This is a genomic window from Bacillus sp. Medicinal_06 (genome assembly GCF_056711665.1).
This window is the reverse complement of the sequence record NZ_JBWYHD010000005.1, coordinates 197225-212819: the sequence shown is the minus strand read 5'-3', so window position 1 is coordinate 212819 and position 15595 is coordinate 197225. Positions and strand designations below refer to the sequence as shown.

Annotated in this window: 12 protein-coding genes and 1 riboswitch; of the genes, 8 read left to right on the top strand and 4 right to left on the bottom strand. The window is 36.1% G+C overall.

Features of this window, described 5'->3' with window-relative positions; translation table 11 throughout:
- The first annotated feature begins 28 nt into the window (after positions 1-28).
- The 4 genes from AC1M36_RS13985 (at position 29) to AC1M36_RS13970 (ending at position 4631) form a co-directional block, all read left to right on the top strand.
- Positions 29-214 (top strand): DUF3921 domain-containing protein, encoded by a 186-nt coding sequence (locus AC1M36_RS13985; RefSeq protein WP_336451807.1) that lies wholly within the window; start codon positions 29-31, stop codon positions 212-214.
- Between the two features lie 135 nt (positions 215-349).
- Entirely contained in the window at positions 350-2287 is a 1938-nt protein-coding gene (locus tag AC1M36_RS13980) for an ATP-dependent DNA helicase (protein WP_336451808.1), read from the top strand.
- 251 nt (positions 2288-2538) lie between these two features.
- Positions 2539-4056: a carboxypeptidase M32 gene (locus AC1M36_RS13975; RefSeq protein WP_336451809.1), complete on the top strand. Its 1518-nt coding sequence runs from the start codon at positions 2539-2541 to the stop codon at positions 4054-4056.
- 83 nt (positions 4057-4139) lie between these two features.
- Positions 4140-4631 carry a GNAT family N-acetyltransferase gene (locus AC1M36_RS13970; RefSeq protein WP_336451810.1) on the top strand — a complete coding sequence of 164 codons (492 nt, stop codon included), beginning with the start codon at positions 4140-4142 and terminating at the stop codon, positions 4629-4631.
- A 41-nt stretch (positions 4632-4672) separates the two neighbouring features.
- Here the strand turns inward: AC1M36_RS13970 and AC1M36_RS13965 are convergent, their stop codons facing one another.
- From AC1M36_RS13965 to AC1M36_RS13955, 3 genes are read right to left on the bottom strand one after another with little or no spacing between them, the layout of a single operon-like run.
- Complete coding sequence (locus AC1M36_RS13965) at positions 4673-6322, bottom strand: b(o/a)3-type cytochrome-c oxidase subunit 1 (RefSeq protein WP_336451811.1); 1650 nt, start codon at positions 6320-6322, stop codon at positions 4673-4675.
- On the bottom strand, positions 6319-6792 hold the full coding sequence (locus AC1M36_RS13960) for a cytochrome c oxidase subunit II (protein ID WP_336451812.1): 474 nt from the start codon (positions 6790-6792) through the stop codon (positions 6319-6321). The genes AC1M36_RS13965 and AC1M36_RS13960 overlap by 4 nt, the downstream gene beginning before the upstream one ends.
- A 29-nt stretch (positions 6793-6821) precedes the next feature.
- A complete protein-coding gene (locus AC1M36_RS13955) occupies positions 6822-6968 on the bottom strand; it encodes a cytochrome c oxidase subunit 2A (RefSeq protein ID WP_336451813.1) in 147 nt (48 codons plus the stop codon).
- A 298-nt stretch (positions 6969-7266) separates the two neighbouring features.
- On the opposite strand from AC1M36_RS13955, the gene AC1M36_RS13950 reads away from it, so the two are divergent.
- From AC1M36_RS13950 to pbuX, 3 genes are all read left to right on the top strand, one after another.
- Positions 7267-8013, top strand: coding sequence for a type I methionyl aminopeptidase (locus tag AC1M36_RS13950; protein ID WP_336451814.1), 747 nt, complete (start codon positions 7267-7269; stop codon positions 8011-8013).
- Between the two features lie 126 nt (positions 8014-8139).
- A riboswitch (purine riboswitch) is annotated at positions 8140-8241 on the top strand.
- 105 nt (positions 8242-8346) lie between these two features.
- Entirely contained in the window at positions 8347-8940 is a 594-nt protein-coding gene (locus AC1M36_RS13945) for a xanthine phosphoribosyltransferase (protein ID WP_336451815.1), read from the top strand.
- Positions 8941-8942: 2 nt separating this feature from the next.
- Entirely contained in the window at positions 8943-10265 is a 1323-nt protein-coding gene (gene pbuX, locus AC1M36_RS13940; protein WP_336451816.1) for a xanthine permease PbuX, read from the top strand.
- A 17-nt stretch (positions 10266-10282) separates the two neighbouring features.
- Here pbuX and AC1M36_RS13935 read toward each other — a convergent pair whose 3' ends face one another.
- Positions 10283-11446, bottom strand: coding sequence for a DUF418 domain-containing protein (locus AC1M36_RS13935; protein WP_336451817.1), 1164 nt, complete (start codon positions 11444-11446; stop codon positions 10283-10285).
- Positions 11447-11936: 490 nt separating this feature from the next.
- Here AC1M36_RS13935 and AC1M36_RS13930 point away from each other — a divergent pair, with 490 nt between their 5' ends.
- Entirely contained in the window at positions 11937-15593 is a 3657-nt protein-coding gene (locus AC1M36_RS13930) for a dynamin family protein (RefSeq protein ID WP_479845964.1), read from the top strand.
- Positions 15594-15595 lie beyond the last annotated feature (2 nt).

Here is a 15595-nt window from a genome sequence, read left to right as displayed (position 1 = left end):
TATGTAATGTGCAAAAGGAGGAATCAATATGGATGGTTTTCAATTGTCAATGATTCAAAAGGCCATTCATCGTACGTATGATGAGCTAGGAAGAGAAATCGATCTTCAAGGTGCAGCAGCAGATGAAATTCAAAAGGCACAAGAAGAGTATTTATCTGCATTATCGTATGAAACGTTAATTGATAAGCGTTATTTAAAGTCATTAATAGAGTAAAAAAAGTTTTCCTTTGCATAAAGGAAAACTTTTTTCACGCATTTCTATGTATTACAACAGGGGAAAGCAACTGCTATTTAGAAATAGCAGTTGCTATATCTTTTTATAGAAAAACTTTTTGGTTGGAGGCTGAGGATGTTTACTGAGAAGAGATTACCATTTGAAGTAGGGAAACAAGATAATTTTTATGATAAGTTGAATGAGTGGATTGGAGATGTATTTTACGATATCCTCCCGGAAAAAGGCTTTGAAGAACGTGATGAGCAAATTTTTATGGCATTCCAATTAGAACGCGCGTTTCAAGAGAAGAAAGTAATGTTCGCAGAGGCAGGCGTAGGAACGGGTAAAACGATCGTGTATCTTTTATATGCAATTTGCTATGCACGTTATACAGGGAAACCAGCTATTATTGCTTGTGCAGATGAAACATTAATCGAACAGCTTGTGAAAGAAGAAGGGGACATTGCGAAATTATCGGAAGCATTAGGATTATCTGTTGATGTACGTCTAGCAAAATCGATGGATAATTATTTATGTTTACGTAAACTAGAAGATGTGATGAGTGGACGAGCTCCAGAAGTCATTGAAGATGTATATTATGAATTGCCTCAGTTTGTATTTGATCATGGAACGATGCAAAACTTTACGCATTATGGTGATCGAAAAGAGTTTCCATTGTTAAATGATGAGGAATGGTCAAAGGTATCTTGGGATTATTTCCAAGACTGTTTCACATGTGATTCTCGTCATCGTTGTGGTCAAACACTTTCTCGTGAACATTACCGTAAAGCAGCAGATTTAATTATTTGCTCTCAAGACTTTTATATGGATCATATTTGGACATATGATGCTCGTAAGCGTGAAGGACAAATGCCACTTTTACCAGAAAGCAGTTGTGTTGTCTTTGATGAAGGGCATCTTGTTGAGTATGCAGCGCAAAAAGCACTAACGTATCGTTTAAAGCAAACGATGATGGAACAATTATTAACAAGATTATTACAAAATGATATTCGTGAAGAGTTTGCTCATTTAGTTGAAGAAACAATTTGGCAAACAGAGCGATTCTTTGATGTCTTGCAAGAGAATAAAAAAGAAATTGCTGGTTCAGATCGTCTAGAAATAACTGTGACAGAAAAAGTAACTGCTGAGGCGAAACGACTGTATGCGAAAATTGCAGAAGTTGGTGATGCATTAGTATTTGAAAGTGAAATGTATACAGTAAACACATACGATTTAAATATCGTTGACGAGCATTTAGATGTACTAGAGCATTCACTTCGTCTTTTCATGCATGAAAAAAATGTAATTACATGGGGAGAAGAAGGAGATGGTGCATTCACGTTAGTGATTATGCCGCGTGCAGTAGAAGAAGTACTACAGGAGAAAGTATTCTCGAAAAAAATCCCGTATATTTTCTCTTCTGCTACACTATCTGAAAATGATTCATTTGCCTTTACAGCAAATAGTTTAGGTGTAAAAGATTATTTATCATTCTCAGTAGCTTCTCCATTTGATTATGAAGAGCAAATGAAAGTGTATTTACCATCGTATAACCAGGAAAATGAATGGGAACGAAAATGCCAGTATACGCTTGAGAACATTCAAAAAACAAATGGGCGTACGCTTGTATTATTCCGTACTACACAAGAGCTTGCAGCATTTAAAGAATACGTGAATAAAGAGCAGATGTCCGTTCCGTTTTTATATGAAGGAGATCAAGAGATTAGCCAGCTTGTTTCACGTTTCCAAAATGAAGAAGAGACTGTACTTTGTGCTGTTCATTTATGGGAAGGTTTGGATATACCAGGTTCTTCATTATCACATGTAATCATTTGGTCACTTCCATTCCCTCCAAATGATCCTGTGTTTGAAGCGAAACGTAAGCACGTAAATGACCCGTTTTGGGATGTAGATGTACCATATATGATTTTACGTCTTCGTCAAGGAATTGGACGTTTAATTCGTACGAGTGAAGATAAAGGTGCTATTTCGTTATTCTTATCAGAGAATGAAAATGAAAAGGTTATTGAGGCTGTAAAGAAAGTACTTCCAGTAGAAGGTAAGGGATTGTAAAAGCTTAGCGTTTGCTAAGCTTTTTCTTTTTATCCCGCATTAACGGGCAGTAAGATCCCCATCTCAAGATTCGGAGAGAAACGAGGAAGATAGGTAAGGGATCATCTGCCTGTAAAAGCCCGATTGGTGAGAGCTAATAATCAGTGGGGGATGAAGAACCCCCCACTGATTAAAGTTTCACTTTATATGGAAAAGGACTTTATATCTTTATGTCGAAATATAGGTGAGGTAGAAAAAGGAGGCAATAAAATATGACAATCGCTACACATGAAGTAGAAAAAGAGTTTTTAGCACACGTGAAAAAGATAAATAATTATGGGGAAGCATTAAGCCTAATATTTTGGGATTTACGCACTGGAGCACCAAAACAAGGTGTGGATCAACGCTCTGAAGTAATAGGAATGCTTTCATCAGAGGTATTTTCATTATCAACTTCTGATGAGATGGGAAGATATTTAAAAGAATTAGAACAGTTAATTGTAGATAATAAAATTTCTGAAACAACGAAGAAAATTGTAGAAGAGTGCCGCAAAGAGTATGATCGAAATAAAAAAATTCCACAGGCCGAGTATGAAGAGTTTGTTAAATTACAAGCAAAATCAGAAAGTGTTTGGGGAGAAGCACGTGAAAAATCTGATTTTGAAATGTTTAGGCCATACTTAGAAAAAATTGTTGAATATAAGAAGAAATTTATTACATATTGGGGTTATGAAACGTATAAGTATAATACGCTTTTAGATCTGTATGAACCGGGTATTACAGTAGAAGTATTAGACCATGTGTTTGGACAACTACGTGAGCGTATTGTTCCGCTTGTAAAAGAAATTTCAGAGTCCAATAAAGGCTTAAAAACAAATGCCTTATTTGAACATTTTTCAAAAGAACAGCAAAAGAATTTTACTTTAGAGTTATTAAAACAATTAAATTATAACTTCGAGGCCGGGCGTCTAGACGAAACAATACACCCCTTCGAAATTACATTGAATAGAGGGGATGTTCGTATCACGACTCGTTATGACGAAAAGGATTTCCGTATGGCAGTATTCGGTACAATTCACGAATGTGGTCATGCTGTATATGAACAAAATATCTCACAAGAATTAGAAGGAACGCCACTTTGCAGTGGTACATCAATGGGGATTCATGAATCGCAATCACTATTCTTTGAAAACTTTATTGGACGTAATAAATCGTTCTGGAAGAAAAATTATGGGCTATTAAAACAATTTAGTGATGGGCAATTCGAAAATGTATCTGTAGACGAGTTCTATGATGCAATTAATGAATCAAAGCCTTCCTTTATACGTATTGAGGCAGATGAACTTACATATCCACTTCACGTTATGGTTCGTTATGAATTAGAAAAAGAATTATTTGATGGAACATTAGAAGTAAAAGACTTGCCAGCAGCGTGGAATGATAAGATGGAAAGTTATTTAGGTATCCGCCCAGAAACGGATGCACAAGGTGTGCTGCAAGATGTACATTGGTCAGATGGATCGTTTGGATATTTCCCATCGTATGCACTTGGTTATATGTATGCAGCGCAATTTAAACATAAGATGTTAGAAGAAATTCCTAACTTCGATGTATTGCTAGAAGACGGGAATGTGACGCCAATTCGTGAATGGTTGACAAAAAATATTCACCAATATGGCAAAACGAAAAAACCGTTAGAAATTTTAAAAGATGTAACAGGTGAAGGATTAAATGCAAATTATTTAGCTGATTATTTAGAGGCGAAATATAAAGAGATTTATGAATTGTAAACAGCAAAGGAGCTGCATATATGCAGCTCCTTTTTATGAATGAAAGTTTACCGTATATGTGCCTTAGATAAGGAGGAGTAAGGGTGAATTATGCTTTTGAAGTGATGACACAAGAGCAAGCAGAAGAAATTGCATATAATTGGCATTATGAGGGTCAGTACTCTTTTTATGATATGGAAGCGGATAAAGAAGATTTAGTGGAGTTTTTAGATCCTACAATACGCGCAGAAACGACTTTTGCTGTTAGTGAGAATAATCAGCTTATTGGATTTTTTAGTTTTACTAAAGTAGATATTCATACAGTGGATATTGGGCTTGGAATGAAACCAAAACTGACTGGAAATCGCTTAGGATTAGCATTTATAAAGGCAGGTCTAGCTTTTTGTGAAAAGAAGTATCAGCCGAAGTATATAACGTTATCAGTGGCAATATTTAATGAAAGAGCGATTAAAGTTTATAAGAAGGCAGGGTTTGAATCGGTGGGAACTTTTATTCAGGAGACAAATGGAAGTCACTTTGAATTTTTAAAAATGATGTATTCGATTTATGCCTACAGGTGCATGATGAATAAGTGATATTTGAAATAAAGCAGAGGAGATCTCCCTCTGCTTTTCAGTTACCATAACTTAAATCCTTTTGAACCAGGCGGAGCATTTTGAATCATATCAATAAACGGAATAGTATAAGCGAATAAAATAAGCAAAGCTGTAATACCAATCCAGAGTTTCCAATTATCGAAAACCATCGGTGTACGTTCAGATGCATCGGCTACTTTGCCGATTGGGAACTCAGTTTGTCCTTTTGGTGCGAAGAAGACTAGATCTACATAAATGATGATCGCAATTACAATGCCAACGAATAAAATGGATCCTCCGACTGCTTGAGCAATTTGGTATGGAATCCATTCGAGTGCTTGTTGTGAATTTCCGTAGGTAGAAAAAGCTGAGCGACGAGGTGCTCCGAGTAATCCAGCAAAGTGCATACCAGTAGACATGAAGAACATGCCTATCGCCCATACGCAAGTTTGAATCATAGCTAGTCGATTCATTTCTTTTGTCATAACGCGTCCTGTTAGATGTGGAATTAACCAGTAGGCGATTCCGAAAAATGTTAATACAACAGAGGTAGCCAATGTTAAATGAAAATGTCCCGTTACCCATACGGTATTATGAACAACTTGATTTAGTTGGTTGCTTGCATTAACAAGTCCGCCAGCACCAGCTGGTATGAACATAAGCATACCGACAAATGGGGCGAAAAATCTAGCATTTCCCCATGGAAGCATGCGAAGCCACCCAAATAGTCCAGTAGCTCCCTTTGATCGTCCAAATTGTTCAAAGGTTGCAAATAAGGAGAAGGCAGTCATTAAAGAAGGAATAACAACCAGAAATGTTAAGACAACTTGCAAGTATTTCCATTCAGGATCAATGCCTGGTTCTGTTAATTGGTGATGAAATCCTACAGGCATAGAAAATAGTAAAAATAAGATGAATGATAAACGGGCTAGTGAGTCACTGAAAATTTTACCGCCAATAATTTTCGGTATAATGACATACCAAGCCATATAGGCAGGAAGGAGCCAAAAATAAACGAGTGGATGGCCGAAGTACCAAAACAATGTTCGACTGACAAGGACATCGATTTTATCAACAAAGCCTAAGCTCCACGGGATAAATTGAATAAGTGCTGCAGCTGCAACGCCAAGTGTTGCAACAAGCCACAGTGCCATTGTTACAACAGCCATAAAGCTCAGCAACGGACCTATTTTTCCTTTGTTATGTTTTTTCCATGTACGATATTGAGCAAACATTGCAAATCCGCTGAACCAACTTCCAACAATAACAAGGGTAAGTCCAATGTAAAATCCAGGATGCGCTTTTAATGGAGCATAGAACGTATAGAGTACAGTTGCTTTATTAAGTAGGATGAAAATTGCAGTAATTGTCGTTCCAATTGTCATAAGCCAAAAACCAATCCAGCCTGTTTTTCGCACACCTTTTGAGAGGGTGCCAGTTGTTTTACTCATGCAAGCAAATAAAAAACCAATAATAAAGAACGTCGTTAATACAAGTCCGAGTAAAACACCATGTGTTGTTAACACTTGATAGTAGCCAATGCCAGCTGGTAAATTGAATTTCCCTGAACGAACGAGGACTTGTAGTAATCCGCATAATCCACCTAAAAATAGAGCAATAAATGCGATGTGAATATGAGCTATTGCTAATTTTGCATCTCGTTTACTTATTTTATCTTGCAGTGCAATCATTTTTCGGACACCTCAACTTTCGCGCTCATCATATGATGGCCAGTACCACAATATTCATTACAGACAATTAGATATTCTCCAGCTTTTTGGAAAACCTGTGAAGCTGTGCTTACATATCCTGGTTCAACCATCATATTAACGTTTGTACCTGCGATTTCAAATCCATGTACAACATCTTTTGTCGCAACGACAAAATCAACTTTTGCCCCCTTTGGTACTTTAATTGTATTTGGTGTGAAAGAGAAAGCTTGTGAGACAATCGTCACCTGATAATGATTTTTTCCAACTTGTTTAACGCCAGGTTGATCAAATGGTGCGGTTGCCTGAACCTTTTCTGGGTCAATTATAGTTAAACAACTTGGCGGTTTGTTTCCCATATAAAAAGCGCTAATTCCTAAAATAGCTAAAAATACGAACAGTGAGCCGACACCGAAAATGAGCCAAATTTTTTCGTATTTATGTAAGTGCATATCCCCATCTCCCTTTTCAAAACTATATATTATAGCCGATTAACAAAAATCTGATAGACGCTAAACCACATGAAAATAATGAAAAAACCAACAAAAAAAACAGAGATTAAAGTTCCTTTTAACGAGTTTTTTTCATTACTTTCGTTTTCTGGCTGATGTAATTTATGTTCGCCCATAATAACCCTCCTTGGATAAATGAAATCTTACATTTTTATAATACAAAAAATTTAGATAATTTAACTGCGTTCGAATATGCTTTCAAAAAGTGTTCATTAATACAATAAAAACTATGTCTATAATGAGAACTTGAAAAGTCACGACTTCTTACAAGTTTTGGTATGTGAATTTGTGAAGAAAATGTGAAATGATAACTCTTTTGAAATTCCTGGGAAGATGTGTATGATTGAATTTGGATAACTTATATCGAGGGGAGTGTAAAGCCCGTGGATAGAGGGATAAAGGAGGAGAGATTTAATGATAACGATAAAAACGAAAAAAGAAATAGATTTGATGCGTGAATCTGGGAAGTTGCTAGCTTCGTGTCATCGAGAAATTGCAAAGATGATAAAGGCGGGTATTACTACACTAGAAATTGATACATTTGTTGAAATGTATTTAGAAAAATATGGTGCATCGCCTAAGCAAAAAGGATATAACGATTATCCATATGCAATATGTGCGTCTGTGAACGATGAAATGTGTCATGGTTTTCCAACTAATCAACCGTTACATGCAGGAGATATTGTTACGATTGATATGGTAGTGAACTTAAATGGTGCGCTTGCTGATTCTGCGTGGACTTATAAAGTAGGAGATATTTCTAATGAGGCAGAAAAGTTACTACTAGTAACAGAAAATACTTTATATAAAGGGATTGAGCAAGCGATAGTTGGAAATCGTGTAGGAGATATTGGATATGCGATTGAAAGCTACGTAACCTCAGAAGGATTTTCTGTGGCAAGGGATTTTACAGGGCATGGAATTGGGAAGGAAATTCATGAGGAACCTGCAATTTTTCATTTTGGAAAGCCAGGTCAAGGACCGGAACTACAAGAAGGAATGGTTATAACGATTGAGCCCATTGTAAATGTAGGGATGCGATATTCAAAAGTAGATGTGAACGGATGGACTGCAAGAACAATGGATGGAAAGCTGTCAGCACAATACGAACATACGATAGCAATCACAAAGGATGGACCAGTCATTTTAACGACTCTTTAGCAGGAGAATATAAAATGTAAGAGTTTTCAAAACTCGAACGAAAAAGATATTTTTATAAAATTTGTACGTGTTTTTTATTAGAAATGCTTTTCAAAATAAAAAAAGTGCGTTATAATCCATCTATAAAATAAATAGGTTAGCTACACTCATATAATCGCGGGGATATGGCCTGCAAGTTTCTACCGAAGTACCGTAAATGCTTTGACTATGAGTGAGGACGAATATATTGCTGGTTTAGCATTCTTTTTTGCGAAGCTCCAAAAGCGCGTCTCTCACTTGTAACGAGTGGTGGCGGCTTTTGGAGTTTTTTATTGCATAAGAGGAGGAACAAACATGAAAGTATTACAAGAAAAGATTTTAAATGAAGGAACGGTTTTATCTGGTGATGTATTAAAGGTAGATGCATTTTTAAATCATCAAATTGATCCAGTACTTATGCAAGAAATCGGAAAAGAGTTTGCACAGCGTTTTAAAGAAGAGAACATTACAAAAATCGTTACGATTGAATCTTCAGGAATTGCGCCAGCAGTTATGGCAGCTTTAGAGCTTGGTGTAAAAGTAATCTTTGCAAGAAAGCGTAAATCGTTAACGTTACAAGATAATATGTATGTGGCGAAAGTATACTCATTTACAAAACAAGAAACGAATGAAATTTCATTATCTAGAAATCATATCCATGAAAATGATCGTGTCTTAATCATTGATGACTTTTTAGCAAATGGTCAGGCTGCTTTAGGCTTAATGAGTTTAGTAGAGCAAGCTGGAGCAAGTATTGCAGGAATTGGTATTGTCATTGAAAAAGCATTTCAAGATGGAGGAAAGAAGCTACGTGAGAGCGGTGTTCGTGTAGAATCACTTGCAGAAATTGCATCACTTGATAACGGTACGGTTACATTTGTTGAGCATGAGACTGCGGAGGTGAAATAGCCATGAAGCAGCACCCATTTAAAATCGCATCCCTTGGCATGCAGCATATGCTTGCGATGTATGCAGGAGCAATCATTGTTCCGCTTATCGTTGGCGGGGGACTTGGCTTAAATCAACGAGAATTAACATACTTAGTATCTATCGATTTATTAATGTGTGGTGTCGCAACGATTTTACAAGCTTTATCGAATCGCTTTTTTGGAATTGGCCTTCCTGTTGTACTCGGTTGTACATTTACAGCAGTTGGACCGATGATCGCAATCGGTAAACAGTACGGTGTTTCTTCCATATATGGAGCAATTATTGCAGCCGGATTGTTCGTTGTTATTTTTGCAAAACTATTTGGGAAGCTCGTGAAACTATTCCCGCCTGTTGTAACGGGTTCTGTTGTTACAGTTATTGGGGTTACATTAGTTCCGGCAGCGATTAATGATATGGCTGGGGGCGTAGGTAGTAAAGATTTTGGTAGTATTGAGAACTTAGCATTAGCATTCGGTGTATTACTATTTATTATCATTATGTATCGTTTCTTTGATGGTTTTATCCGTTCTATTTCTATTTTACTCGGTCTCTTATTTGGTACGATTGTGGCAGCATTTATGGGGAAAGTAAGTTTACAAGCGGTTGGAGAAGCAGATTGGTTTCATGGAATTCAGCCGTTTTACTTCGGTACACCAACATTTGAATTAACACCGATAATTACGATGATTCTTGTTGCTTGCGTTGGGATTGTAGAAGCAACTGGTGTGTATTTTGCTTTATCGGATATTTGTAATAAAAAGATTGGTGAAAAAGAGCTAACAAAAGGTTACCGTGCTGAAGGGTTAGCGATGATTTTAGGTGGTATTTTTAATGCCTTTCCGTATACGACGTATTCTCAAAACGTCGGTCTTGTTCAATTAACAGGTGTACGAAATCGCGTTATCATTTATACTTGCGGTGGTATGTTAATCGTACTTGGTTTTATTCCGAAAATTGCCGCTATCACAACGATTATTCCAAAACCGGTGCTTGGTGGTGCTATGCTAGCGATGTTTGGTATGGTTATGGCATATGGTATTAAGATGTTAAGCAGTGTAGACTTTGCAAAACAAGAAAATTTACTAATTGTAGCATGCTCCGTTGGTATTGGACTTGGCGTAACAGTCGTTCCAACGTTATTTTCTCAGCTTCCAGAAAGTATCCGTATTTTAACAGATAACGGAATCGTGCTTGGAAGTGCGTCAGCTGTACTTTTAAATATTGTATTTAATATGGTTCCAGAGCGTAAAGTGAAAGAAAAAGAAGAGCAAGTTCCAGTACAAAGTGCTGTAAGGCAAGCGTAAGGAAAAGGAAGGTCTCGTCATGAGACCTTCCTTTTCTTTTTGATTGGCATCAATTTTCCATATGTACCAAGGCGCCAAATGTATTCAAGTGGGCCATACTGATAATGAGAGAGCCACCAGCGGCTAATAAAGATTTGTAGTGTATAAAAACTAATACAAAATAGCGGGCCTATCCATAATGGAACCGGTAAATAATTTTTGAAAAATAGACCGAACACAATCAATGTAATTACTGTGTGTGAAATGTAGTTTGTTAGTGCCATTCGTCCTACATATTGAAAGGGCTGTAATAATTTTTGCCATTGTTCCTTTTGTAATAAACGCATAAGTGTGAAAATGTAAAAGATAAATAAAGTTTTTCCACTAAACATTGTAAAACCACTCATGTAGATTGGTTCATACGGCTGTTTTGTTACAAAGTAACGAATCATAAAGAACCACATTGGAAGTGTTAGGATAAACATAATGATTTGCCACTTTTTTAGTTTGGAATCTAATTCTTTTGCTCGGCGGAAAATGTCTTTTTTACCAGCGTATAAGCCGAGTAAGAATAAACCAACTGTTTCTGGAAGCATCGAAATGTTTAACCCAATGGATTCAGAATAAAAGGCATGCAAGCGATCTTGTACTTGTATGCTCCAATTTTCTAATGGCATAATGGGTAGAGAAGAAGCTAGTTCTTCTATTGGTACAAAAGCGATCATGATGCTAACTAATAACATAAACAGTTGGAAAAGACTTAATAGAATCAATGAACATACTAAAATGGTATGTGGTTGTCTTTTGTAAAATAATAATAAGAAAAACCCCGCAATTGCATAGCTATGTAAAATATCACCATCCCATAAAAGGGCGTAATGCAAGAAGCCGAATAATAATAAAATGAGAAGTCGACGAATGAATAATGTTTTTGGATGATCTGTTTTCGCTTCAGCACGCTGCATAAAAATGAAAAAGCCTAATCCAAACAAAAATGAAAAAATAGTATAAAATTTTGTTTGAATAAACATGTCATAAAATAGGCGGATATAGCTGTCTATTCCTTCATAACTTCCTGTAATGTCACGAGAATCAACACCAGCAATAACGGGCCAGTTAACGAGAAAAATACCGAATACAGCAATTCCCCTAATAATATCAATAGAATGAATCCTCTCGCCTTGTGAAATGTTTTGCGTCATCGTTTACCTCCTTTAAGTCAATCTCTTTTATTATACAATAATGGAAGGAAGAGGAGATAAGGATATTTCCAATTTTTGAAACTGTTAAGATGTTTGTTATGAGATATAATAAGAGTGCACAGCAAGTTTTTCACTCCTTTAAAACAGGTAGTAGAGAAGTTCCTTATTTTCAAGGAGCTTCTTTTTTAGAAATTAATATTGATAATGATTCTCTTTAATGATAAAATGTACCCAAAAGTGATAATCATTATCAAAAAGGTTGGTGTGCTAAATATGGTATATGCATTAGTGGCAGGAACAGTTGCTGTGTATGCTGTCGTTACAAAATATGTGTTAAATGAAGTCGAAGCAACAAAATGAACAAACTTACATAGAATCCCTTTCATCTGTAAAAAGAATGAAAGGGATTTTTTTATTTTTAATGAGAATATCCTGAAAATTTAGTATGATAATAGGGTATATACATCTTGGAATAGAGGGGAACAAGGGGATGACAAACATAGTACAGACAAACAGTATGAAAAAACTTGTTTGTTTTTATGAAGAATGGCAGAAACATGGTGACGCGGAGAATAGCTTGAAATTGTTTGAAGTGATTCAAAAATATAAGGAAGAACAGCTTATGATTGCCTTTTGCGGTCATTTTTCTGCTGGAAAATCGACAATGATGAACCACTTATATAAAGCGCAGCTATTGCCAACAAGTCCGATTCCGACAAGTGCAAACGTTGTTAAAATTGAAAAGGGAGCGGACCGTGTTGTTGTAACGGTGAAATCTGGAGAACATTACGAATATGACGGTGCATACTCAGCGGAAGAGTTGAAGCAGCTTTGTAAAAATGGTGATGAAGTAATAGGTGTTCACATTTATCGAAATGATGCACCGATTCCTGATGGTGTTATGCTTGTTGATACACCTGGAATTGATTCAACAGATGATGCGCATCAATTAGCGACAGAATCAACACTCCATCTTGCAGATGTTATTTTTTACATGATGGACTATAACCATGTCCAATCGGAAGTGAATTTGCAATTCGTGAAAGAATTGAAGCAGCGTAATAAGACGGTTTATCTTGTTATCAATCAAATTGATAAACATAAGGAAAGAGAGTTATCATTTGAGGATTACAAGAAAAGCGTGAGCCAATCCTTCTCTAACTGGGATATTGAAGTAGACGGCATTTTTTATACTTCTTTACGAATGATGAATCATCCATATAATGAAATTCAAAGGTTAGAGAATTTACTTTCTTCTATTATGGAAGAGCGTGAGAAATATGTGGAAAATGGTATGGAAAGAGAAACAGAATACTTATTACAAGAGCATTTTTCATTCGTTCTTTCAGAAAATGAAAAACAATTAATGCCCTATCAAAAAGAATTAGCATCATCTTTATCACTTGAAGATGTAATGGAAAAGAAAGAAGAGCTTATTGAAAATAAACGACGCGTGGCTAGTAAAGAATCGGACGTGAAAAATGAATTTATAAAAGGATTGCAAGCGATATTAGAGAACGCTTACTTAATGCCATTTGAAATGCGGGAGTTAGCAAATCAATATTTAGAAACAAAATTAACAAAATTTAAAGTTGGTTTGCTATTTGCAAAAGGGAAAACAGAACAAGAAAAACAAAGGCGTTTAGATGCATTTTATTCGGCGCTAGGGAAGACTGTTGAAACGCAGCTTGATTTTCATGTGAAAGAGTTTATTGTGGCTTTCTTAAAAGATGAAGAGATGTTTACAGAAAAAGTTGGGAAAGACATATATGCACTGCAAATTTCTTTTGGTCCTGAATTATTAGCAGAAACTATTAAGCAAGGTGCAGGGTTTACAGGAGATTATTTGCTTCTTTATACAGCTGATGTTGCGAATGAGCTAAAGAAAAGATACTTTATGAAAGCGCAGCAAATCTTCGAAAAAAGTACGAGCGTTTTACAGAAAAAAATGGAGAAAGAGATTGTTTATATTGAACAGGAAATTGAACAGTATACTCTGTTACAGACTGCAAAGGAAACAAAATTACAATACATTAAGGCGTATGATGAATACGAAAATTATTTACAAAGTATTTGGAGCGAACATGTACCAGTGCCAGATGGATTGCAAGTAGAACAAGTATTGCAAGGTAAGAAGCTGGTTGTAAATGAGAAATTCACATTACAAGAACAAGAGATACAAAGCGACAGCATTTCTTACAATGAAGAAAATATAAAAACAACGGCAACATTAAATATCCAGCGTATATTAGAACAAGTAAAAGATGCGGAAATGGTACTAGAACCTCTGCAGGCACTTAAACATTTGCATCAAGAAGTTGTAGGGAAAAGAAAGCGTGTTGAAACGAAACAATTTACAGTAGCTTTATTTGGAGCTTTTAGTGCCGGGAAATCATCATTTGCAAATGCGCTACTTGGTGCGAATGTACTTCCAGTATCACCTAATCCAACCACGGCGACAATTAATCAAATTTTACCGATTACAGAAGATAAACCTCATGGTACAGTAATTGTTCAGTTTAAATCGCAGCAAGCGCTATTAGAAGATATGAAAGCAGTTTATAAAATGTTTCATTATGAAATTGAGACATTTGAAGAAGCGTTATCACAAATAGATACGATCCTAAAATATCCATCACCTAGCGGAAAACAAAAAACAACGTTTAGTTTTTTACGTGCGGTACAGAGAGGATATCCAGTGGTTTCTAATCATTTGGGAGAACAAGTACAAGTTACGTTAGAAGAGTTCTCGGATTATGTAGCGAACGAAGAAAAATCGTGTTTTGTTGAATATATGGAACTGTACTACGATTGTGCTTTAACGAGACAAGGCGTTGCGCTTGTTGATACACCAGGAGCAGATTCTATTAATGCTCGGCATACGGACGTTGCATTCCAATATATTAAAAATGCTGATGCGATTTTATTTGTAACGTACTACAACCATGTCTTTTCAAGAGCGGATCGTGAATTTTTAATTCAGCTTGGTCGCGTGAAAGATACATTTGCGCTTGATAAAATGTTTTTCTTAATTAATGCAGCAGACTTAGCACAGTCTGAGGAGGAACTTGAAATGGTAAAAGGATATATTGCAGATCAGCTTCTGCAATACGGTATCCGAAATCCACGTTTATTTGCAATTTCGAGTTTATGTGCGCTTGAAGAGAAACAAGGAAAGAGTATAGCAAAAGAAAAGTACGGGATTTTGAAAAATTCGGGAATTACAAAGTTTGAAGAGTCATTTACATCCTTTATGATGCGCGATTTAATGCTTGTATCTGTTCATTCGTTATATCGTGCACTACAAAGCGCAGATCAGCTTCTTACAAATATGATACAAGGAGCGAAGCAAGGGAATGATGAAAAAGAAAAGCAAATAAAAAAATATGAAGCAGAACGTGAGCAGCTACTTCATATTATTTCATCGTATAGTGTACTTGCAGAAGAACAGGCAATGCAAAATGAAGTGAAAGAACTGTTATATTATGTAGAGCAGCGTCTCTTTTTACGTTATAACGATGTGTTTACTGAATTTATTAATCCTGCCTCCCTTCGAACGGATGGGAATGTGAAAATGAAGCTACAAGAATGTCTTATGGAACTTGTCTCCTTCATTCAGCATGATTTATTACAAGAAATGCGTGCAACGTCACTACGTCTTGAAAAATGGATGGATGAAGCGATGCAGCGAGCAAAGGATGAAATTGCAGTAAAATGTAAGTTGGAAAATGAATCTGTTTCTCTAAATGGGACAGCTGATTATGAATACCAGGTTATTACACATAAAGAGCCATTTCCTTCCATAGAAGGAAAACATTTTAAAAAGGCATTATCTCATTTCAAAAATGAGAAAAGCTTCTTTGAAAAAAATGATAAAGCAGCGATGCAAGAAGATACGAAAGAGTCGCTTGAACCTGTCGTATCTCAATATGTAGCAGATGAAGAAAAGTTATTTATTCATCATTATAAAAAAGAATGGGAAGTAAAATGGGACTTATTCCGAACAGTGATGCAGCAAGATGTTGGGCAGTATTACGAAAGTATATTATTTGTTTTAGCAGAGACGATTGATGTGTCGCTATATGAACAAAGTAAGGAACAATTACGGAAACAGTTAACAGCAATCGAAAAGGAAATTCAGATTTGATA

Excerpts from the sequence above, each read along its gene's own strand:
- AC1M36_RS13985 (WP_336451807.1), top strand. The coding sequence starts at position 29 with ATGGATGGTTTTCAATTGTCAATGATTCAAAAGGCCATTCATCGTACG.
- AC1M36_RS13980 (WP_336451808.1), top strand. The coding sequence starts at position 350 with ATGTTTACTGAGAAGAGATTACCATTTGAAGTAGGGAAACAAGATAAT.
- AC1M36_RS13975 (WP_336451809.1), top strand. The coding sequence starts at position 2,539 with ATGACAATCGCTACACATGAAGTAGAAAAAGAGTTTTTAGCACACGTG.
- AC1M36_RS13965 (WP_336451811.1), bottom strand. The coding sequence starts at position 6,322 with ATGATTGCACTGCAAGATAAAATAAGTAAACGAGATGCAAAATTAGCA.
- AC1M36_RS13960 (WP_336451812.1), bottom strand. The coding sequence starts at position 6,792 with ATGCACTTACATAAATACGAAAAAATTTGGCTCATTTTCGGTGTCGGC.
- AC1M36_RS13955 (WP_336451813.1), bottom strand. The coding sequence starts at position 6,968 with ATGGGCGAACATAAATTACATCAGCCAGAAAACGAAAGTAATGAAAAA.
- AC1M36_RS13950 (WP_336451814.1), top strand. The coding sequence starts at position 7,267 with ATGATAACGATAAAAACGAAAAAAGAAATAGATTTGATGCGTGAATCT.
- AC1M36_RS13945 (WP_336451815.1), top strand. The coding sequence starts at position 8,347 with ATGAAAGTATTACAAGAAAAGATTTTAAATGAAGGAACGGTTTTATCT.
- pbuX (WP_336451816.1), top strand. The coding sequence starts at position 8,943 with ATGAAGCAGCACCCATTTAAAATCGCATCCCTTGGCATGCAGCATATG.
- AC1M36_RS13935 (WP_336451817.1), bottom strand. The coding sequence starts at position 11,446 with ATGACGCAAAACATTTCACAAGGCGAGAGGATTCATTCTATTGATATT.
- AC1M36_RS13930 (WP_479845964.1), top strand. The coding sequence starts at position 11,937 with ATGACAAACATAGTACAGACAAACAGTATGAAAAAACTTGTTTGTTTT.